General features: G+C 31.9%; 18 protein-coding genes. 11 read left to right on the forward strand and 7 right to left on the reverse strand.

Annotated features, from left to right (window positions below; translation table 11 throughout):
- Positions 1-9: 9 nt before the first annotated feature.
- The 6 genes from SLW70_RS07195 to SLW70_RS07220 all read left to right on the forward strand — a co-directional run bounded on the left by SLW70_RS07195 (position 10) and on the right by SLW70_RS07220 (position 8,525).
- Entirely contained in the window at positions 10-2,157 is a 2,148-nt protein-coding gene (locus SLW70_RS07195; protein ID WP_320891412.1) for a YfbK domain-containing protein, read from the forward strand.
- Between the two features lie 177 nt (positions 2,158-2,334).
- Positions 2,335-4,167: an ABC transporter ATP-binding protein gene (locus SLW70_RS07200; protein WP_320891413.1), complete on the forward strand. Its 1,833-nt coding sequence runs from the start codon at positions 2,335-2,337 to the stop codon at positions 4,165-4,167.
- Between the two features lie 40 nt (positions 4,168-4,207).
- Positions 4,208-5,332 (forward strand): glycosyltransferase family 1 protein, encoded by a 1,125-nt coding sequence (locus SLW70_RS07205; RefSeq protein ID WP_320891414.1) that lies wholly within the window; start codon positions 4,208-4,210, stop codon positions 5,330-5,332.
- 11 nt (positions 5,333-5,343) lie between these two features.
- Positions 5,344-6,210: a glycosyltransferase family 2 protein gene (locus SLW70_RS07210; RefSeq protein ID WP_320891415.1), complete on the forward strand. Its 867-nt coding sequence runs from the start codon at positions 5,344-5,346 to the stop codon at positions 6,208-6,210.
- An 81-nt stretch (positions 6,211-6,291) separates the two neighbouring features.
- Positions 6,292-7,110, forward strand: coding sequence for a glycosyltransferase family 2 protein (locus SLW70_RS07215; RefSeq protein WP_320891416.1), 819 nt, complete (start codon positions 6,292-6,294; stop codon positions 7,108-7,110).
- A 521-nt stretch (positions 7,111-7,631) separates the two neighbouring features.
- A complete protein-coding gene (locus SLW70_RS07220) occupies positions 7,632-8,525 on the forward strand; it encodes a hypothetical protein (RefSeq protein WP_320891417.1) in 894 nt (297 codons plus the stop codon).
- A gap of 355 nt (positions 8,526-8,880) precedes the next feature.
- Here the strand turns inward: SLW70_RS07220 and SLW70_RS07225 are convergent, their stop codons facing one another.
- The 3 genes from SLW70_RS07225 to SLW70_RS07235 form a co-directional block, all read right to left on the reverse strand.
- Positions 8,881-9,558, reverse strand: a complete 678-nt coding sequence (locus SLW70_RS07225) for a transposase (RefSeq protein ID WP_320891419.1) — start codon at positions 9,556-9,558, stop codon at positions 8,881-8,883.
- Positions 9,559-9,578: 20 nt separating this feature from the next.
- Complete coding sequence (locus SLW70_RS07230; protein WP_320891420.1) at positions 9,579-10,241, reverse strand: hypothetical protein; 663 nt, start codon at positions 10,239-10,241, stop codon at positions 9,579-9,581.
- 191 nt (positions 10,242-10,432) lie between these two features.
- A complete protein-coding gene (locus SLW70_RS07235; protein ID WP_320891422.1) occupies positions 10,433-11,188 on the reverse strand; it encodes a glycosyltransferase family 2 protein in 756 nt (251 codons plus the stop codon).
- 390 nt (positions 11,189-11,578) lie between these two features.
- Here SLW70_RS07235 and SLW70_RS07240 point away from each other — a divergent pair, with 390 nt between their 5' ends.
- Positions 11,579-12,331 carry a glycosyltransferase family 2 protein gene (locus tag SLW70_RS07240; RefSeq protein WP_320891423.1) on the forward strand — a complete coding sequence of 251 codons (753 nt, stop codon included), beginning with the start codon at positions 11,579-11,581 and terminating at the stop codon, positions 12,329-12,331.
- A 49-nt stretch (positions 12,332-12,380) separates the two neighbouring features.
- Here SLW70_RS07240 and SLW70_RS07245 read toward each other — a convergent pair whose 3' ends face one another.
- Entirely contained in the window at positions 12,381-13,496 is a 1,116-nt protein-coding gene (locus tag SLW70_RS07245) for a glycosyltransferase family 1 protein (protein WP_320891424.1), read from the reverse strand.
- On the reverse strand, positions 13,496-14,521 hold the full coding sequence (locus SLW70_RS07250) for a glycosyltransferase family 9 protein (protein ID WP_320891426.1): 1,026 nt from the start codon (positions 14,519-14,521) through the stop codon (positions 13,496-13,498). Before SLW70_RS07250 ends, SLW70_RS07245 begins: the two co-directional genes overlap by 1 nt.
- A 65-nt stretch (positions 14,522-14,586) precedes the next feature.
- Here SLW70_RS07250 and SLW70_RS07255 point away from each other — a divergent pair, with 65 nt between their 5' ends.
- The gene (locus SLW70_RS07255) at positions 14,587-15,348 is read left to right on the forward strand and encodes a lipopolysaccharide kinase InaA family protein (protein ID WP_320891427.1); all 762 of its coding nucleotides are present in this window, start codon (positions 14,587-14,589) and stop codon (positions 15,346-15,348) included.
- 65 nt (positions 15,349-15,413) lie between these two features.
- On the opposite strand, the gene SLW70_RS07260 is transcribed toward SLW70_RS07255, so the two are convergent.
- Positions 15,414-16,253: a 2,3,4,5-tetrahydropyridine-2,6-dicarboxylate N-succinyltransferase gene (locus SLW70_RS07260; protein WP_320891428.1), complete on the reverse strand. Its 840-nt coding sequence runs from the start codon at positions 16,251-16,253 to the stop codon at positions 15,414-15,416.
- Between the two features lie 134 nt (positions 16,254-16,387).
- Here SLW70_RS07260 and ruvX point away from each other — a divergent pair, with 134 nt between their 5' ends.
- The 3 genes from ruvX (at position 16,388) to SLW70_RS07275 (ending at position 19,615) form a co-directional block, all read left to right on the forward strand.
- Positions 16,388-16,804 (forward strand): Holliday junction resolvase RuvX, encoded by a 417-nt coding sequence (ruvX, locus tag SLW70_RS07265; protein ID WP_320891429.1) that lies wholly within the window; start codon positions 16,388-16,390, stop codon positions 16,802-16,804.
- A gap of 21 nt (positions 16,805-16,825) precedes the next feature.
- Positions 16,826-17,872, forward strand: a complete 1,047-nt coding sequence (locus SLW70_RS07270) for a lactonase family protein (RefSeq protein ID WP_320891431.1) — start codon at positions 16,826-16,828, stop codon at positions 17,870-17,872.
- Positions 17,873-18,121: 249 nt separating this feature from the next.
- The gene (locus tag SLW70_RS07275; RefSeq protein WP_320891433.1) at positions 18,122-19,615 is read left to right on the forward strand and encodes a malate:quinone oxidoreductase; all 1,494 of its coding nucleotides are present in this window, start codon (positions 18,122-18,124) and stop codon (positions 19,613-19,615) included.
- A gap of 45 nt (positions 19,616-19,660) precedes the next feature.
- Here SLW70_RS07275 and SLW70_RS07280 read toward each other — a convergent pair whose 3' ends face one another.
- Positions 19,661-21,895: an FUSC family protein gene (locus SLW70_RS07280; protein ID WP_320891434.1), complete on the reverse strand. Its 2,235-nt coding sequence runs from the start codon at positions 21,893-21,895 to the stop codon at positions 19,661-19,663.
- Positions 21,896-22,000 lie beyond the last annotated feature (105 nt).

Here is a 22,000-nt window from a genome sequence, read left to right on the forward strand (position 1 = left end):
ACTACTGCCATGAAAAGTCAAAAACTAATTTCATTAGCCCTAACTATGTTTTTTTCTGTCCTAAGTTTTGGACAAGAAATCACAATTACAGGAACCGTTATTGATGATACGAATCTCCCATTAGCAGGGGTAAGCATTATTGTCAAAGAAACTCAAAAAGGAACTCAGACCGATTTTAACGGTAAATATTCCATTCCAGTCAAAAAAGGTGACCATCTTACTTTTGCATACATCGGCTATAATTCTCAAACGATAAAAGTGGGAAGTTCGAATGTTATCAATGTAAAAATGGTATCGGCAGCAAATTCACTTGATGAAGTGGTTGTAGTAGGGTATGCAACTCAGAAAAAAAAGGATTTTACAGGTTCAGTAATGCAAGTGAGGAGTGAAGCTGTCGAAAGGTATTCTAGATCCAATGCGCAACAAGCACTACAAGGAAAAGTGGCTGGAGTCGCTGTGAGCGCTAACCAAGTGTACGCTTCGCCTTCGATAATGATTCGTGGGATTTCGACCACTAACGGGAATAATTCCCCGTTATATATAATTGATGGTGTACCGTATGAAAACGAACCTAAATTAGATCCCAAAAATATTAAATCTGTAGATGTGTTAAAAGACGCTTCATCTTCTACAATTTATGGCAATAGAGCAAGTAATGGTGTCGTAATGATAACGACCCAAAATGGCGATTTTAAGGGGATGACCGAAAAAGAGTTGAGAACAAAATTGGATGCCATCAATATCAATCCAAGTCCAACGCCTAATCAAGAAGACTATGAGAATTTTGTCGAAAATCAGTTTGAAACGCCAAAGTCAGCACCTCTTTCGACTTTTTCAATTGATGTGGACAATGCATCTTATACTAACATCCGACGCTTTATCAACAACGGTCAAGCAGTTCCTAAAGATGCCGTACGTATCGAAGAAATGATGAATTTCTTTAAGTATTCTTATCCACAACCTACTGACAAACATCCATTTTCTATCAATACAGAATACAGTGATTGTCCTTGGAATCCGAAACATCAGTTATTGAAAATAGGCTTACAGGGAAAAAATATTCCAACGGAAAGTTTGCCAGCATCTAATCTTGTTTTTCTGATTGATGTATCAGGCTCGATGAATAGTGCTAATAAATTGCCCTTGCTAAAACAATCTTTGAAAATTTTAGTAAACGAATTGCGAAAAGAGGATAAAGTAGCAATTGTAGTGTATGCAGGAGCGGCTGGATTGGTTTTGCCGCCAACAACTGGAGACCAAAAACAAACCATTATTGACGCACTTGACAAATTAAATGCGGGTGGAAGTACTGCAGGTGGTGCAGGAATTGATTTGGCATACAAAACCGCTTTGGGGCATTTTATCAAAGGAGGAAATAATCGTGTCATTCTTGCAACAGATGGTGATTTTAATGTAGGTAGTTCGTCAAACAAAGACATGGAAAGTTTGATTGAAGAGAAACGAAAATCAGGTGTTTTCTTGACTTGTCTAGGCTACGGAATGGGAAATTACAAAGACAGTAAAATGGAAATTCTTGCCAATAAAGGGAACGGAAACTATGCATATATCGATAACATCCAGGAAGCGAATCGTTTTTTAGGGAAAGAATTCAAAGGGTCTATGTTTGCTATCGCCAAAGATGTAAAAATCCAAATTGAATTTAACCCTAAACACGTCCAATCGTATCGATTGATTGGGTACGAAAACAGAAAATTACGTCCCGAAGATTTTAAAAACGATGCCATAGATGCTGGAGAATTAGGGAGCGGTCATACGGTTACAGCTTTATACGAAATCATTCCAACAGGGATTGAAAGCACCTATAGCTTGCCTGATTTGAAATATACCAATACGACTAATGTAGCAAATTACAATAATGAATTGGCGACGATTAAATTTCGCTATAAAAAACCTGATGGAGAGAATAGTATTGAAATGATTCAAACCATTAATGACAAAACGATTGCTTTAAAAGCAGCGTCTGAAGATTTTAAATTCACCACGGCTGTAGCTTGGTTTGGCTTGAAGTTGAGAGATTCTAAGTTGGTTTCTGATAAAGACACACAATCTATTTTGGCTTTGGCCAAAAAAGGAATTTCAAAAGATGTGGATGGATATAAAGCCGAGCTCGTTCGATTGGTGGAAACCGTGCAGTAAATACTATTGAAATATAATCGTAGTAAAAAAGAGTGCGTCTGAAAATGTTTCATGGCGCACTTATTTTTGTAGGTATATGCTTATTTTGTTTTAGCTAGTTTTAAAACTATTTTAATTTTATCTTTGCACAAAAATAGAGACCTAGATTTGGGTTGTTTTTTAATCTAAAGTTATTCAATGAAAAATTTTAAACGCTTTTTAAAGTACTTAATACCCCATAAAAGAAATTTAATTATTAGTATAATCTTCAATGTTTTATACGCTTTTTTTTCAGCCATTTCGATGCTTTCACTTTTTCCTTTGATGAAAGTTTTGTTCTCGGATAGTAAAAAAGTACATGTAAAGCCAGTTTATAAAGGTTTTGAAAGTTTAGATAAACAATTTCTAGAAGATTCATTGAACTACTTTATAACTCACAATACAGAAAGCAATGGGCCTCTGAGTACCTTGATTTGGATGGTCGTATTTGTGCTTACTACTTTTTTATTAAAGAATCTTTTCAACTTTATTTCGATAGTATATATGACCTATTTGAATAATGGAATTTTAAAAGATTTGAGAAATGATGTGTATCAAAAAGTGATTAGCTTACCCGTATCTTTTTTCTCAAATGAAAGAAAAGGAGATTTGATTTCAAGAATGACTTCTGACATTAATACGATAAAAAGTGCTTTTTTAAGTATTTTAATGATGGTAAGTGAACCACTTACCATTGTTTTTACGTTAGCGTCAATGGTATTTATTAGTTGGAAATTGACCATTTTTGTTTTTGTTTTCCTTCCTGTTTCTGGGTTTTTAATTTCCAAGATGAGTAAGTCAATTAAAAGCCAATCAGGGGATATTTTCTCTTTAGAAGGTCATTTGCTATCTGATATTGAAGAAACTTTAGGGGGAATAAAAGTGATTAAAAACTTTACTTCTGAGAATTTTTTCAAAAGACGTTATTATAAATCCACAGAGCACATCAATAATCTGAATAATAAAATTGGTGCCAAAATGAGTTTGGCAGGTCCCATGAGTGAGTTTTTAGGGATTTTTGTTATTTCAATTTTGTTAGTTTATGGTGGAACATTAGTTTTGATTGATGGTACCATGAGTGGAAGTGCTTTTATTGCTTATATGGGATTAGCCTATCAAATATTGACACCAGCCAAATCAATTACAAAAGCGAATCAAGCCTTAATGGGAGGAAATGCCGCTTATGAGCGAGTTGCATTTATTTTAGACGCAACCAATCCATTAGAAGATAATCCTAATGCTATAGAGATAACTGAATTTAAAAGTGAAATAAAATTTACTAATGTTTCGTTCAAGTACGATTCGGAATATGTTTTGAGAGATTTCAATCTAACAGTTCCAAAAGGGAAACGAGTAGCATTGGTAGGAGAGTCAGGAAGTGGGAAGTCGACATTAGCGAATTTAGTGACTCGATTGTATGATGTTACTGAAGGAACCATCACTTTTGACGGTGTAAATATTAAGGATGTTACCACCAATTCTTTAAGAAAACAGATGGGAATTGTGGCGCAGGATTCCATTTTGTTTAATGACACAATTGCAAATAATATTTCATTGAGTATTGACGATCCGAGTATGGATGCTATTGTGAGTGCTGCAAAAGTGGCCAATGCACATAATTTTATTTCGGAGTTTCCAGAGCAATACAACAGTCCTGTTGGTGATGGAGGAGGAATGTTATCAGGAGGTCAACGTCAACGTGTAGCTATCGCTAGAGCCGTTATGAAAAACCCTCCGATTATGATTCTGGATGAAGCAACATCTGCCTTAGATACAGAATCAGAAAAATTGGTTCAAGTTGGTCTAGAAAATATGATGGAAAATAGAACCTCAATTGTTATTGCACACCGTTTATCAACGATTCAAAACGCTGATTTAATTGTGGTCATGAGTAAAGGTAGAATTGTTGAGCAAGGGACACATGAGGAGTTGATTAGAATGAACGGTAATTATGCCAATTTAGTTAATTTGCAAACTTTAGAGGTGAATTAATAGAAAATCTCAAAAGGAAATTTTGAAAAACTAATTATTGATGAAAATAATTCTTGATCCTCAGGTTTTTAATATGCAAACTTACGGTGGTATCTCTAGATATTATGCCGAAGTTTTTAGTCGTCTTAATAAAAGAAAAGAATTGTCGATTACACTACCTATTTATAGTTCTAATAATGTTTATGTTGCGGACACTGGTTTGATAATGAAAGAAAAAAAACTAATAAATTCTTTGGTTAAAACTTTAAATTTTATTGGGATTAGTACTCGATCGTTAAGTAGAAAAATAAGTGAAAAACAAGTAAAAGAACCTTTTAAGGATTCTAATTTTGATTTGTTTGTTCCCACTTATTATAATCCGTATTTTTTGGAATTTATAGGAGACAAACCTTTCGTCTTGACAGTTTATGATATGATACATGAAATTATGCCTCAATATTTTGTAGGAGACCCTTGGAATGTGACTATTAATAAAAAAATACTAATAGAAAAAGCAACTAAAATTATTGCAGTTTCAAATAATACTAAAAAAGATATTCTTAAAGTTTACCCACAAATTGATGAATCCAAAATTGAAGTAATTCACCATGGGAGTTCGATTAAAATAAATGATAATTTAGTTGTAGACTTACCTGATAATTATATTTTATTCGTAGGGTCAAGAGATAATTATAAAAATTTTCGCTTTTTAGTTGAGGCAATAAAAGAGTTGTTAGTCAATGATTCAACATTAAAATTAATTTGTGCTGGAGGAGGAAAATTTAAAGAAGATGAATTAGTATTTATTAAGCAGTTAGGACTTCAAAATAAAGTTGAACAAAGATATTTTGAAGAGGAAGAATTAGGCCTATTCTATAAAAAAGCCCGTTGTTTCGTTTTTCCTTCGATGTATGAAGGTTTTGGAATTCCTGTTCTAGAATCTATGGCATGTGGGTGTCCAATAGTTTTATCTAATTGTAGTTCTTTTCCAGAAGTTGCTGGTGAGGCAGGGATTTTTTTTGATGTTTCTAGTAAAAAGGATTTAAAAGAAAAGATTGCTTTGGTTTTAAGTGATGAAAAATTTAGAAACGAGCATATTTTAAAGGGGATAGAGCGTATAAAACAATTTAGTTGGGAAACTGCCGCTTCACGATGTTTTGATTTGTATAAAAGAGCTATTAATTAAGGATTGATTAGATGGAGAAGAAAAGTTCCCGTATACCAGAAGCTAGTAATACAATTAAGCTTACTATAATTACAATTAATTATAATAATAATATAGGATTGATTAAAACCATTGAAAGCGTTATTAATCAGACTTGGACTGACTTTGAATTTATTATTATAGATGGAGGAAGTACGGATGAAAGCTTGGCGACTATTCGAAAGTATGAAAAACACATCAATTACTGGGTTTCTGAAAAAGACAGAGGTGTCTATGATGCATTAAATAAAGGAATTCAATTGGCTAGGGGGACTTATGTTAATTTTATGAACAGTGGAGATTTCTTTTTTAATAATACTATATTGGAAGAAATTCATCATAAATTTAAGGAATCTATAGGTATTTTGTATGGTGATTCATTTTATTTCAATCAAGAAGGGTATGATAGGGTAGAAAAAACACCTTCACAATTATCATTCTCCCATTTTTTTAATTCAGGAATTAATCATCAAGCAAGTTTTATAAAAAGAGAATTATTTTTTAAGTATTTTATGTATAACATAGAATACAAAATATGTTCAGATTGGGAGTTTTTCATTTATGTTTTATGTAAGAAAAATGAAACTTATGAGCATCTGCAAAAAACAATTTGCTATTATGATTTCTCAGGGATTTCTGCCGTATCTGAAAATTTACATTTGTACTACCAAGAACGAGAATTAATAATGAAAAAGCATTTTCCGCTTTTTTATGATGATTTTGTGTCGTATAATACATTGGTAGATAGAAGGATTAAGAAGGTGTTTAGGATAAGTAAAAATAAGATACTTTGGCGCATTTTAAAATTTTGGATATCTATTTTCCTTCTTGTATTGCCAAAAAATAGAGTATCTATATAGTTACGACAAACTCCTTTTTGCATAATTATATTTTATTCTATTTAAAGAAAGGGGATTTGTGAAATATTAAGTTTTTAAAAAATGAGTCATAAAGTTTCGGTAATTACCATAAATTATAATAACAAAGTAGGTTTAGAGAAAACTATTCAAAGTGTTATAAATCAAACTTGGTTAGGTTTTGAATATATTATTATTGACGGAGCCAGTACTGATGGGAGTAAAAAGTTGATTGAGCGATATTCAGATAAAATAAATTACTGGGTTTCAGAGCCTGATACAGGAGTGTATAATGCCATGAATAAAGCAATTAAGGTAGCAAATGGCGATTTTGTTATTTTTATGAATAGTGGAGATACTTTTTATGAAAATAGTATCCTAGAAAAAGTAAATCCTTTATTAACTGATCAATATGATATTTATTATGGTGATAATTATAAAGTAAAGCCAAGTTCAAAGCGAAAAAAAAACTATCCTGAAAAATTGTCGTTTGCTTTCTTTTATTCTAGTTGTATCAATCATCAGTCAACATTCATCAGAAGGAAAATGTTTTATGATTACTTTTTATATAATGAAGAATATAGAATTGTATCTGATTGGGAGTTTTTTATTTATACTATATGTGTAGAAAATAGACCTTATAAATATTTGCAAATGACTATTAGTAATTATGATTTTACAGGTATTTCATCTTTGGATAAATACAGGCATATTGCAAAACAAGAAAAAGTAGCTGTTTTTGATAAATATTTTCCAATGTTTATTGAGGATTTTGATAAAGTAAGTGATATCAAATCAAAAAGAATACAACAGGTTTTATACATTAAAAACTTTAAAACTCCATGGAAAGTTTTCAAAGGGATTATTAATTTTTTGGCACTATTTAGTTCCAAAAAAGGTTAGTTGCAAAGTTGAAAATATTTTTATTGTTTAATTTTTCATTGGTGGTATTGCAAAAATAAACGGAAGTAATTTGAATAATAGTAGTTTTAGTCCTTAATAAATTGCTTATTTGATATTAATTTCTAGTATTTTTTAGGGTAGGAATTTATTGCGTAATTTCGCGAATTATAAAGTCTTTTTTATAACGACTTTTTGATTAAAGAAAATCTAGGATATTGATAATTTAACGTGTAATCTTATAATAAGAATTTAATTCTCGTAATTCTTTAGATAGATTTAAGAAGTTTCATTTGATAATTTTTTATGCATTATAATGGTTTTATTTGAAAGTTGTATTATTAAAAGTATTGTTTTATAAAGTTGAACATGTAAAGTGAAACAAAATAATTACTTATTTTTTATATAACAAGTTTTTGAATATGGAATTTAGTATTCACTTTTTTTGGACTTTCAAAGTTTCAGTCCTTGAAGAGTGAGGGATTTGATAAGTGTCAAATTCTATTTATTTTAAAAGTTAAATAATGAAGAAAATTCATGTAGGTTTTCTCCTTTCATATGATTATGAAAAATTAAAAATGTCTATTCCGCCTGTTTATAGCGCAGCAGACAAGATTTTTATTGCAGAGGATATTAATAAAAAAACGTGGTCTGGCAATGAATTTGAAGTTGACGATTCTTTTTATGAATGGTTAAAAGAATTAGATGTAGATAACAAAATAGAAATTTACAGAGATAATTTCTATATTCCTGAATTGACAGCTATCCAAAATGACACAAGAGAACGTCATTTACTTTCTTTAAAAATGGGGATTGGAAATTGGTTGATTCAAATTGATAGTGATGAATATTTTATCGACTTTGGTAGCTTTGTTCAAAATATAAAAAAATATAATCATTATTTAGATAACCCCGAGAAAAACAAAGTACAGTTTGCATGCTTTTGGTTAATAATTTATAAGTATACAGATAAAGGTATATTATATGTAAATAAACCAATGAAGTCTGTTTTTGCAACTAACTATCCTAATTATAAATGCGCAAGAAGAACTAACGAAAGGACAATTTATTTTGATAATTTAGTACTTCATGAGTCAATTGCACGTACAGAAGAGCAGCTGTTATATAAACTTGAGAATTGGGGGCATAGTAATGAAGTGGATAAGAATTTTCTAGAAAAATGGAAAATGATTGATGACACGAACTATAGTCAATTTGAAAACTTTTATTATGTTGAACCAGAACGTTGGAAAAAATTAGATTATTTGCCAACTAGAGAAATTTCTGAAATAAAGAAAATAATGGTTTCTGAATCTAAACTTAAAATTTCTAAGATTTTTTTGTTTTCTAAAAATTTTGGGCAATGGTTTAAATTTATCTGGAAAAAAAGTAATTCAAATTTTGAACATTATTTTTAAATTGTATTCATTTTTTAGAAAACAAATCTCTACGAATGCGTAGGTTCTTTTTTTAGTATTTGTTTACGGTTTGATTTATGCTTTTAAGAGTTAGTATTGCGAAGTCTTATTAATTTGAAATTAGAATAAGATTTAATATGGTTGGGAGTTTTAATAAAAAAAATGGTATATTTTTTTAGTGACTCATAGGCACATTCAGAAGTAAGCCTACTTTTTTGCAAGAAATAAAAAAATGACCAAATTTTAGAGTTTCAAAATTGGTCATTTTTATTTTTCACGGACTCTGATGTATCAAAAAAGTCTTTTTTAGGTATTGACTAGACGCACGTTCTCCACGGAGGTGTTTTTTGTTTTTTTAGGCTGCTAAAATTTGTTGCTGCTTGAGAATTCTTCTTCCTATTTCCAGGGCATTTCCTGTATGTATTCCGAAGAAGATCCAAAGCATTTCACTTTTTTGGGTTTTGGCTTTTATCTTTTTTAGATTGTAATGTTCTTTCTCTTTTCCAAAACTTCCTTCTAATCGAGTGGAGCGTTCTTTTTTGATTTCTTTAGCTAAGATTTTACGCTGTTCTTCATTTTTGCCAGCTTTTCCTTTTCGCACAAAATCGGTTTGGATGTTGTTTGAAGTGGTGAATGTTCGATTTTTATTGGTGGCATAAATTGCATCAGCACCAAGCATTTTTACTTTAGTTTTGGTTAAGTTTTGAGCGCAAAAAACCGTGCTTTGAAGACGTGTACCTTCATTGAAAGCTCTGTACTGAATATGTTCTATAAAATTAATTCCATCAATTTGGATTTTGTTGACTTTGGCTCCAAATTCAACTTGTTTTACTTCCTTACCTCTTACAATAGGTCTAATATAGCTTTTACTAATACTTATTATTCTATCTGGAACACTTTTGCCTGTTTTAAAAATTTGAGACTGTTGTTGATACACCTTAGCGATTAGAGAACGTTGGTTTTTGTATTTTTTAGTAGCTTCAAAAGAATTTTGATTCTCAATTTTATTGAGTTCAGCGTTAAGTTTGTACAATAATTTCAACAGTCCTCTGGTTACTTTTGTACGGTGTTTTGATTGCTTTTTTCTTTTTTAGAATATTCATTATAGCGTCTACACCAATCCAAATACTTGGTTCTTGGTAACTTGATTTTTAACATACCACATAAGGCTTCCATTTGTTTGTAATTCCATTGTACGCATTCCCATAGTAGTTTTTGATTAGTTGGAAAGCGTACCTCGCTTTCGTAACAAGTGGCATCGGTAAAAATTTTATCCAAATCACTCATAAATGGAATCCAGTTTTTAGCTAATATTTCTTGACTCTTTCGAATATTTAAACCTTTGGAGAGTTCCATTCTGATTTGGCTCACGATTTTAAAATTAGTCAGGGGCTTGTCTATAGGAATTAGAATGTCGCAAAAAAACTGCATGAAAATATTACCGTTCAAAAGCTCAATAAGTTTTTTATCCGAGCAACCGTAGTAATTTTTTAACATCATCAGGGCAATCTTACCCTTGGGACTAAAATAACAATGAGTCCCTTTGTTAGAATCTTTCAATTTGAAGGCTTGACTAAGCTCAGAAAAAGGCATTGAAAGGTATATTTTACCCAAATCCGTTTTTAAAAATTGGGCGTAAAAACTATCAAAATTTTCATTGATAGTAAAAATTGAAAATTTGTATTGAAATTCGCTTAAACGTACTATTTTTGCCATCACACTTTAAAAGAAAACCCCGTTTTTGACTCGTTTTGAGCAATTTCGGGGTTTGTTTCTTCTAAAATAATACCTATTTTGCTGAAAAACAACTTTTTGTGTTATTATGAATGTGCCTCATAGTTGATTATTATGTTTTTTCTTTAATAGGTAGAAATGACTACAAGCCATTTTAGACTTTGTAATCTAATTTAATTAATTTCCTTATGCTTCATAGATAGTTTTATGTATCTATTGTATACTGAAGAAGCATGGAGGTAAGCTAGAATAAAACCTTCTTTTCCATCTAAAAAGCCTAAGCGGTAGATGTATTGCCATAAAAAACGATAGCAAGGACGTATAAAAAAATGATAAACATTTGGTTTTACCCCTTTGTTATAAAGTGTTTCAGCTTGTAAATCACTATATAAATTTAGTTTTTGTTTGTAAGTGTCAAAATTTTTATAGCTATAATGATCAACACTTTCCTTTAATTGTCCTACACGATGACTAGTTGTAATACCTTCATGGACTAAATTGCCATTGTATTTCCCCATTTGTTTGTTAAATACTCGGATAGCTTTGTCTGATTGCCATCCTCCATATTTTATATGTTTGCCAAGAAAGTAAAAATTTCTCTTGACTTTGTATGCCTTATAGTTATTAGGTTGTGAGATAGCATTTACTATTTCGGTTCTTAATTTTGGTGAGATGATTTCATCCAAGTCGAAAAATACAATCCAATCGTTTTTGGCCTGTTCAATGGCAAAATTTCGTTGGCTTGAAAAATCTTCAAATTTATTTTGAATGACTTTAACACCTAATTCTGTTGCTAGTTTTACTGTAGCATCGGTACTAAAGGAATCAATAAAGATAATTTCATCAACAAAATCTAAACTTTCCACATACCTTTTTATGTTTGTTTCTTCGTTTAGAGTTATGGCTAATGCAGTAATCTTAGGTCTCAAATTAGTTTGGTTTCTATTTGTTAGAATGTTGTTCGCAAATGTAATATTTTTTTTTAATTAATGTATTTAGTATGTGCGTTAATGAAGAGGCTGCCACTATATTTAGGGTTTTGCCAATTTTTTTTAAAAAATCAAGGTGAGTACCATTCACTAGTGGAATTTGTATTCATTGTTTATTATTTCTAAAGTGTTGTTGATTCACTCATATTTATTAAATCCTTATGATGATTTTGTATCTGTTTTTATTTGTAATGAGGGTTTTTAATTGAGTTTGTCTAGCGCTAATGTTTTGCTTAAAGGGCTGGAAAATACTCAAATTTAAATAATTGTTTCATTTGATATTGACGAAAAATAAAGATACTTTTGTTTTCAATTAATTAATGAATTACAATGGCGATAAGCGGACTAGTGATTACTTATAATGAAGAGAAAATGATAGGAAAGTGTATTGATGCACTTTTTGAAGTTTGTGATGAGGTGATTATTGTAGATTCATTGAGTAAGGACAGAACGGTTGAAATTGCTCAAGAAAAAGGTGTCAAGGTAATTTCACAATCATTTTTAGGAGATGGTCCACAGCGTATTGTAGGGCTTCCTCACTGTAAAAATGATTGGATTTTAAATCTTGATGCAGATGAGTTTTTGGATGCAGATGCCAAAGATTTTATGAAGAAAGGAAGTTTTTATACTTCCGATTTTGATGCTTATAGTTTTAAAACAAAAAATTTTTTACAAGATAAAATAATCAATTTCGCAGGTTGGTATCCTGATAGAAAAGTTCGTTTTTTTAATAAAAACACCGCTTCACCTTCTAAAGATATTGTTCATCAAAAGGTTGTCTATACCAAGTTACATAAGCTTAATGTTCATTTATTGCATTATGGAAGTAATTCATTTTTTCAAATAATTGATAAAAAAAATCAATATGCACAATGGAATGCGGAACAACTTTATGGTCAAGGAAAACGTGTTTCTACTTTTAAGCCAGTTTTAAATGGTTTGGTTTCTTTTATTAGATGTTATTTCTTTAAAAAAGGGATTCTAAACGGTATTGATGGTTTGACGATTTCGCTTACACAAGGCTATTTTTCATATATTAAATATGCCAATTTAGTGCAACTACAGAAAATAAATAAAAAATAAAAAAGATTGATTGCAGTTTAAGCAGCTTTTTGATTCATTGATTTTTCTGCTATCTCGCACTTACCTCTAAATAACAATCCATGTATTGCTGGGCGATAATTTCGTCATTGAACTTTTGTACAAATTCAAATCCCTTTTGAGTTATTTCTAGCCTTTTTTGTGGGTCATTGAGTAAATAGGTAATTGCCTCTTGTAATTGATTTACGTTTGTAGGGTCTATATAAATAGAATCAGGGCCACCAGCCTCTGGAAATACGCCTGAATTAGTGGTAATAACTGCTGTGTTAGAATACAAAGCCTCAATAATCGGTATTCCAAACCCTTCAAATATAGATGGGTAAATGAAAATATCGGCCAATTGATATAAAATGGCTAATTCTTTTGAGGTTAATTTTTTTAAAAAAAGTACTTTGTTTTCTAGTTGATGCTCTTTAATGTACTGATGTAGTTTTTTGGTGTAGGCTGTTTCTTTCCCCACAAGTACGAGTGTAGTATCAATGTCTTTGATAGCCTTTACGATGATTAGGGCATTTTTTCGTTCTTCAATGGTACCTACATTTAGAATAAATTTTTTCGGTAAATTAAAATTTTGACGTACTTCCTCTTTTTCTTCAAGACTGTATTTTTGTTTAAAAACTTCTTGGCAGCCTTGGTAGATCACTTTGATTTTATCCGATTTAATGTTGAAAAACTGGATAATGTCTTCTTTAGTTTGTTGACTTATGGCAATGACTAAATCTGCGTTTTGGGTAGCTTTTTTGAATTTTAGAAAATGTATTTTTCGGTCAAAGTGAGAGTATAGTTCAGGATAGCGAACAAAAATTAAATCGTGAATGGTGACAATACTTTTGATGTTTTTGGATTTTAAACTAAAAGGTAATTCCCCTGATAATCCGTGAAAAATTTCAATGTTGTCTCTTACTAAATCATTTGTAATGGCTTTTTGTCTCCAGTAATTTTTGAACTTTTTATAGATTGAGCTTGGGTTTTTCTCGATAACAATTCCGCCAACAAGAGAATTGTTGTCTAGGGTTGGTTTTGGGTTGTATAAAAAATAGTTGTTTTGGGGATACTGTTTGCTCAAAATCCGAATTAAATCTCGGCAATAGTTTCCTAATCCAGTATTGTTATGAAAAAAACGTTTTGCTTCAAATCCGATGTTCATTATTTAGTGCAATTATGGATTAAAAATGCCTTCAATTGATTCGTGAAAAGTGTAGGCTCAAATTTTTCATACGCCTGTTCTTCAGGTAGGAAATCATGTAAATGTACTGATATATTTGTAGTTTCGTTCTCAAACATATTCCAATCTTGTTTAGGTACACTAGGAGCAAATATAGTAAAAGTAGGGATGTCTAATGCTTTTGCCATATTAGTGGCACCTCCTTCATTACCTATCAATGCTTCGCAAAGACTTGTTAAGGCTAGGAATTTCCTAATGTCATTTTGATAAACATCTAAGAATATATTTTTTTGAGTTTCTGGATTACTCAGGTTGTATATTTCTTCAGCAATTGGTTTTTGGTCAGGCATATAGTTGAAAAGCAGCTGTGCGTTTGTGTTTTGACAAATGTAATCGAGTACTTTTGCCATATAATGTAGTGGGTATGTTTTAAAGTCTCTACTGCCCACAGCGCTAATCATTATGATTGGTTTGTTGATGTCAATGTTATTTTGAATTAAATATTCTTTGGCATCATTTTTTTCACTTTCGCTAAGAACAATTTTGGGTTTGTAAATTTTAAAATCAATTCCCAGTGGTTTTAGTAAAAGCATCCTGTGCTCTATAGCTGTTGTAGCATTAGAAAATGAAATTTTGTTTCTTTCTAGGCTATGAGTGTACAGGAGTTTGGAGTATAATTTATTAAAAGTAATTTTTATTTTAGCGCCTGATAACCAACCAATCAAAACACTGTTAGGTTTGCCATAAGCATCTACGACTATATCATATTTTTCTTTTCGTATTTTGAAAAGAAAAGATAAAAATTTAAAGCTTTTTTTTCGAGTCTCTTCGTCTAGGATAATTAGTTTGTCATAAAAAGGATTTTTATCTACAACGGCAAAGCTGTTTGGGTATATGAGGTAGTGTAATTCGCTTGAAGGGTATTTTTCTTTAAGTGCTTCTAGCAAAATTGTACTAGTAAGAACATCACCAATTCTTTTCTTTTGTATGATTAAAATTTTCTTCATATAACTATTTCTTGCCGCAAAGTTCTATTTTTTATACTTTTAAACCAAAATTAATATTCCCTATCGTGCAAATCACTGTTCATAAACATTATAAAGAAAAAGAAGTGCTTGTTCCTCAGTTAATTGAAGGTTTTTCTGATAGCGGTGATTTGATAATGCAAGGTACTAGAAACATCATTAAGTCCAATATTCTCGGGGAGGAAAAAGTAGTTATCAAGTTTTTTCAAAAACCAGGGCTTTTTAAATCTGTTATTTATTCTTTTTTTAGAAGTACTAAGGCCAAGCGTTCTTTTGAGTATGCGAACTATCTTTTGGAATATAATATTCCAACGCCATTTCCTATAGCGTATGTTGAAGAAAAAAGCGGTTTAGGTTTGCTTCAGGATAGTTATTACATCTGTGAAAATATTGATTATGATTTTACTTTTCGAGAGTTGATTCATAATCCATTATTTCCAGAACGAAATATAATCTTAGAACAGTTTACTGACTTTACGTTTAAAATGCATCAGGCAAGAGTGAATTTTTTAGACCATTCGCCAGGGAATACCTTAATTGTTAAAAGAGGTGCAGGGGAATATGATTTCTATTTAATTGATTTGAACCGAATGAAATTTGAAACCTTATCTATCGAAGCCCGAATGGATAATTTCAAGAAGATGTGGCTCTCCAAAACCATGGTTAAAGTCATTGCCAAAAAATATGCTGACTTGAGTGGAGAAAATGAAGAAAAACTACAGCAGTTATTACTCAAAAAAACAATTGCATTCAAAGCGAAGACTACAAGGAAAAAATACTTGAAAAGAAAGTTAAGAATAATGAAATAGAAAAAATCCCAAATCCTAAAGTATTTACTTTGGAATTTGGGATTTAAAATATTGGGATTTAAAATTTACACCGCAACATCATATTCTCTTAACGCATTGTTCAATGACGTTTTCAAATCAGTAGATGGTTTACGAGTACCAATGATTAATGCACAAGGTACTTGGTATTCACCAGCAGCAAATTTTTTAGTATAACTTCCAGGAATAACTACTGAACGAGCAGGAACAAAACCTTTCATTTCCACTGGCTCATCACCTGTAATATCAATAATTTTAGTAGAGGCAGTCAAACATACGTTAGCACCTAGAACCGCTTCTTTACCTACGTGAACACCTTCAACAACAATACATCTTGAACCTACAAACGCACCATCTTCAATGATAACTGGAGCAGCTTGTAATGGCTCTAAAACACCACCAATACCTACACCACCACTCAAGTGAACGTCTTTTCCAATTTGTGCACAGCTACCTACAGTAGCCCAAGTGTCTACCATTGTTCCAGCATCAACATAAGCACCAATGTTTACATAACTAGGCATCATGATTACACCGCTTGAAATGAATGAACCATAACGAGCCGAAGCTCCAGGAACCACACGAACACCTTTTTCAGCATAGTCTTTTTTCAATTCCATTTTGTCATGGTATTCAAAAATTCCAGCTTCCCAAGTTTCCATTTTTTGAATAGGGAAATACATAACCACCGCTTTCTTTACCCATTCGTTTACTTGCCAGGAGCCTGTACTGAGCGAAGTCGAAGTATCTGCTTTTGGTTCAGCTACACGTAATTTTCCAGAGTCAAGTAATTCAATAACTTCTCTAATCGCGTTAGTTGTAGTTTCTTCTTGTAACAAAGCTCTGTTTTCCCAAGCTTGTTCTATAATTGTTTGTAAGTTGCTCATGTTTTTATTTAATTTTTGGCAAAGATAGACTTTTTACCCAAAAGCAAAAAGTGAAAGTTTTTCCAAAATGTTAGTTTTTTTTAGCTTTATTATTTTAAAACTATAATTCTTTATCTTTGAAAAAAAATAAAGCAATGCCAAGAATACTCTCCATAGACTACGGTCAAAAACGCACTGGAATTGCAGTTACTGACGAATTTCAAATCATCGCTTCGGGTTTGACCACCATTCCGAGTGCTACAGTTATCGATTTTTTAAAAGATTATTTTTCGAAAGAAAAAGTCGAATTAGTACTTATTGGCGAACCCAAACAAATGAACGGAGAACCTTCTCAAAGTGCTTCGATAATCAAGGGATTTGTGACGCATTTTACCAATCATTTCCCAGATATGAAAGTGGTCAGAATGGACGAACGCTTTACTTCTAAAATGGCTTTTCAGACTATGATCGATAGTGGTTTGAGTAAAAAACAACGTCAAAATAAAGCTTTAATTGACGAGATTTCGGCCACCATTATGCTTCAAGATTATTTGTCTCAAAAAAGATTTTAAGATTAGCAATAAGAGATCATTATGAATGCTATTTTTTATATAGGAAGTTATACTGAAATGTTAGCTCCTGATTTTGGGGGACACGGTGACGGAATCTACTCGGTGAGTTTAAATACAGACATCGGCGAAGTAAATGTTTTACATCGCTTTCAAGCTCGCAACCCTAGTTATTTAGCTATCAGTGATGATAAAAAATATTTGTATTCCGTTACTGAAGTTATCTATGAAAAAGGACCTAAAATTCAAGCCTTTGAAATTCAAGAAGATTACTCTTTGCAATTTGTAAATGAATTGCCTATAGAAGGAAGTTTGCCTTGTCATATTACTTATGCTAATAATTGTTTGTTAGTAAGTTGTTATGGTTCAGGAAATGTATTGTCATTCCCTACAGGGGATTCAGGAGTGCTTTTAGAGAATGTTTCCAATAATTATCATTCGGGTTCGAGTGTTAATCCTTTGCGACAAGAAGGCCCTCATGCTCATCAAGCCGTTTTTTCTGCAAAAGAGAGTAAGGTATATGTTCCTGATTTAGGAATTGACACAGTCAAAGTATACAAATTCAATGATGGTATTTTGTCTGAATTAATCTCCGAAGAAATTTTTCTAACCAAGGGGTTTGGACCTCGCCATATGGTATTTAATAAGCAAGGAAATTTAGGTTATTTGGTAAACGAATTAACAGCCGAAGTTTCGGTTTTAAAATCAGTGGATCAAAAATTTGTACAAATAAAAAGCTATACGTCATTACCAGATGATTTTAACGCTACACCGAGTGCTTCGGCAATTAGAATGCATCCCAATGGAGAATTTCTATATGTAGGTAACAGAACATTGGATGCCATAACCGTTTTTAAAATCGAAGGTGAAGCTTTGAAGTTGGTAGGATATAAAAAGATGTCTGGAAAAACTGTGCGAGAATTTAATATTTCACCCGATGGGAAATGGCTTGTTGCTTGTTTGCAAGATTCGGATATTGTGACTGTTTATGAAATTTATTCAAATGGAGCGTTGTTTGAAAAACAAACTATAGACACGGTTAAGTCACCTGTTTGTGTTTGTTTTGTGTAACGGATACCTCTTTTTTTTAGTTGAATTTACTCAACTGATGTGTTTGTAATGTTTCGTTTATCCTTTTTTTAGGATTTGGAATTTTTTCCGTTTTAGAGTTTTAAAAAAAAAATGTTTGGCTCTAAATTGACTTGGCTTATTATTCTCTGTTAAAAGTGATTATCATAGTGATAAATGTAACTATTTAGTCCCCAAATAGTGTTTTAATTATGGGAATAACAAGTATCTTTGCATTTTTAAAATTTTATTATGCCTGATACAACCATACGTTCGAGTAGTGATGTAGTTCTTATTGGAGCTGGAATCATGAGTGCCACTCTTGGCTTAATTCTAAAAGAATTACAACCAGATTTAACTATTGATATTTACGAAAGATTAGACAAAGCAGCTGCTGAAAGTTCTGATGCATGGAATAATGCAGGGACAGGTCATTCTGCTTTTTGTGAATTGAATTATACTCCTGAAGGAAAAAATGGAAGCATTGATCCTAAAAAAGCAATCAGTATTGCTGAATCTTTTGAGGTTTCTAGACAATTTTGGGCTTATTTAGTACAACAAGACAAAGTATCTTCTCCTGAAAATTTTATAAAAAGAATCCCTCATATTAGTTTTGTTTGGGGAGATAAAAATGTAGGCTATCTTAAGAAAAGATACGAAGCTTTACAGGCTAATCCGCTTTTCAAAGACATGCTGTATAGTGAGGATTTTTCTAAATTAAAAGAATGGATGCCTCTTGTGATGGAAGGTCGTAAAGAGTCGGAAAAAGTAGCTGGAACTACTATGGCTATTGGAACCGATGTTAATTTTGGGCAATTAACAAGAGATATGTTTGCTCATTTGGCAAAAATGAATGGAGTGAATATGTTTTTTAATCACGAGGTTAAAAAATTAAGACAAAGAGAGGATAAGTCATGGAGGATAAAAATTAAAAACTTAGCTAATGGAGTAACAAGAAAAGCTTACACTAAATTTGTATTTATTGGTGCAGGTGGAGGTTCGTTACATTTATTAGAAAAAGCAGATATTCCTGAAGGAAAAGGTTTTGGTGGTTTCCCAGTAAGCGGACAATGGTTGAAATGTACTAATCCTGAGGTTATCGCACAACACGAATCAAAAGTGTATGGAAAAGCGAGCGTAGGTGCGCCGCCTATGTCTGTTCCTCATATTGATTCAAGAATGATTAATGGAGAGAAGCAATTATTGTTTGGTCCTTTTGCTGGTTTTTCAACTCGATTCTTGAAAAATGGTAAATATTCTGATTTACCAAAATCGATTCAATTAGACAATATTGTTCCTATGGTGATTGCGGGATATAAAAATATTCCATTAACTAAATATTTGATTGAGCAAGTTAGACAATCTCCTGAAGATAGAATGAAAGCGTTGAGAGAATATGTTCCAGGAGCAAAATCATCAGATTGGGTTCTAGAACGCGCTGGGCAAAGAGTTCAAGTAATCAAGAAAGATGAAAAAGAAGGCGGAAAATTAGAATTTGGAACCGAGGTAATTACTTCTGGTGACGGAACCTTATCTGTTTTATTAGGTGCTTCTCCGGGTGCTTCAACAGCGGTTTCTATTATGATAGATGTGATAGGAAGATGTTACAAGGAGCAAATGAAAACGGCTGAATGGCAACAAAAGTTCAAAGAAATGATTCCTTCTTACGGTCAGGCTTTAAATGAGAATCCTGATTTATTAGAAAAAATTAGAAAAGAAACGGCTGAAGTTTTGAAGCTAAAATAATAGAATTATTACCTAGTAATAGTTGTAAATCCCATTAGTTGTAGGCTAATGGGATTTTTTATAGGTATCTATTAACTGTTTTGTTGTTTTAACAATAGTATCTGATAAGTTGTTGAGCCAAATCAGCTGTTCAATAACAAGTTGTACTTCTTGCATTTTAAGTAAAAACGACATTTCGTTTAGGTCGTGTTCTGTATTTAATTCTCTTGATTGAATATTTTTTAACTCGCTGAGATTCTCATTTGTTAAGTCGGCATCAGTTAAATCCTTTTTGCTTTCAACTGCGTTTTCTTTTAATAGTGAAATAGCAAAATCTAGTTTTTTAATAATTTGCTCAATAGCCTTGTTGAAAGAATCTGAAGCTTTGGTGGTTTTGTGTGATTGTGTATACGTTCCTAAAGAAGCAGCTGATGATAATAGAGCATGATTCAAAACAGTCAACTTGTAAAAAAGCGAGAGGTTGTTTTGTTTGGATTTAGGCTCTTGAAGCATTCGTTGGAATGACGCCATTAAATTACCCACTTCAATAAAAGATGTATTTCGGGCTAATCGATAGGAGGGTGTTACGGCACCTTTGTTGTTGTATAAAACAGAAATCTCTTTGAGGTAATTGCGATTCGCTTCGATGGATTTTTCTAAATATTCAGGGACATTGAAAAATTCCCAACTAGGCCAAAGGAAATAATTTGCTAAAATCGCTAAAATTGCTCCCACAATTGTGTCTAAAATGCGATACTGAATGAGGTTGTCCATATCCGGTGTCAAAATTGCGAAAATGAAAATGACATGAATAGTAATAAAGGTAGTGCCTATCTTATAATTGCTAGGGTTGAATGAAAAGCCTAAAATCATCGCTAGGATACACAAAACTCCTATGATAGTGGTGTTAGGGATTATAGATAGTAAACTAAAGGCAATAAATCCACCGACTAGGGTTCCGATGAATCTGTGGTAGGTACGTTCTTTGGTTAGACCATAACCTGGTCTCATAATAACGACAATGGTTAGTATAATCCAATAAACGTTTTGAAATGGGAGAACTTTTCCTATCATATAACCGATAAGAATAGTAATCGTAATTCGGACTGAATGTCTGAAGATAGTTGATGAAAAACTAAAATTTTCTATCAAGGTATTAATTGGGTAATAGTGATGTTGTATTAGTTTTTCTAAGTCTTTGTCTCTTCCGTTTAAGTCTTTAAGTTGTACGGTTTTGGTAAAGGCTCTTTCTAATATTTTTATTTTTTCGACTTGTTTTTCGGCATAATCAAGCATTGTTGTAAGCATTAAAACACCTTCAATAGATTTGGTTTTGCCCAAATCATTTTTGTATTGTTGAATAGCGTCTTTATAATGATGTAAATCTTCAATTAAGTTGAGCTTTGATTTATAAGGTGTTTTGTTTAGAATACTAGCAGATAAATGCTTTAAACTTTTGGCAAGATTGTAGGCTAAATTTTGGTACGTAATTAAAACGATTGGATGGTTGTCAAATTTTTGATGTAATTTATTATGGTCGAAAGATGTTGAAAGGGCTAGTTCCATGATTTCGACCAAGGAAATAAAGGACAGTAGCATCTTTCGGTTTTGATTGGAGGAACCATAATTTGTTCTGTTCCTGACAAGGATATCTCTAATGTTTTCGTGAATGGTATTTAGTTCAACTTGTACCTGTAATTGTTTTTTGGTGATGTCTTTCCTATTTGAATTAAGTTCCCACAAATCTCCTCTTAGCTTTAAATAGGAAGAGGTGTGTGACATGCATTCCGCTATTTGTAATTCGATATAACGATTTGGACGGATGTAGTGAAACAAAATAGAAATGATCAAATAAAAGAGTCCGCCGCTTAGCAATAGTCCTGCATGCTTTAAGATTTCCTCAAAACCAGTATTCAAATGGGAAAAAGATAGTGAAATTGAGAGTAGGCCAGAGAAAGCGACCATAGTGGCACGTTGGTCGTAAACGGCTAACATTGAGACTAAAAAGATTAGACCTGTTAAAACAGGATAAAAAATCAAGGGATAGGGATGGGATAAATTGATGATTAAATTAACTCCCGAAACAATTAAACTAGTGACAACTAATCCATTTATTTTGTGTTTAAGGTTGCTAGGAACATCACTTGGAAATACAAAAAAAGCACCTAGGGCTATGGTAATTCCAATTCTAATATTGCCTAAGTAATTAAAAAGCAAAACCGAAAAGACACCTGCTATCGTTATTTTTAAGGCATTTGTGAAATTAGTACTGTCTTTGAATTTCTGTATTTTAGAAATCATAATATTAAGGAATAATTACAAAAGTATGAATTGTTCGATGGATAAGTAATAAAATTGAAGATAGAAATTGAGAAATTGTTAAAAAGTGTCAATTATATACTAGAG

Origin of the sequence: Flavobacterium sp. NG2 (assembly GCF_034119845.1) — a bacterium.
GTDB lineage: Bacteria > Bacteroidota > Bacteroidia > Flavobacteriales > Flavobacteriaceae > Flavobacterium.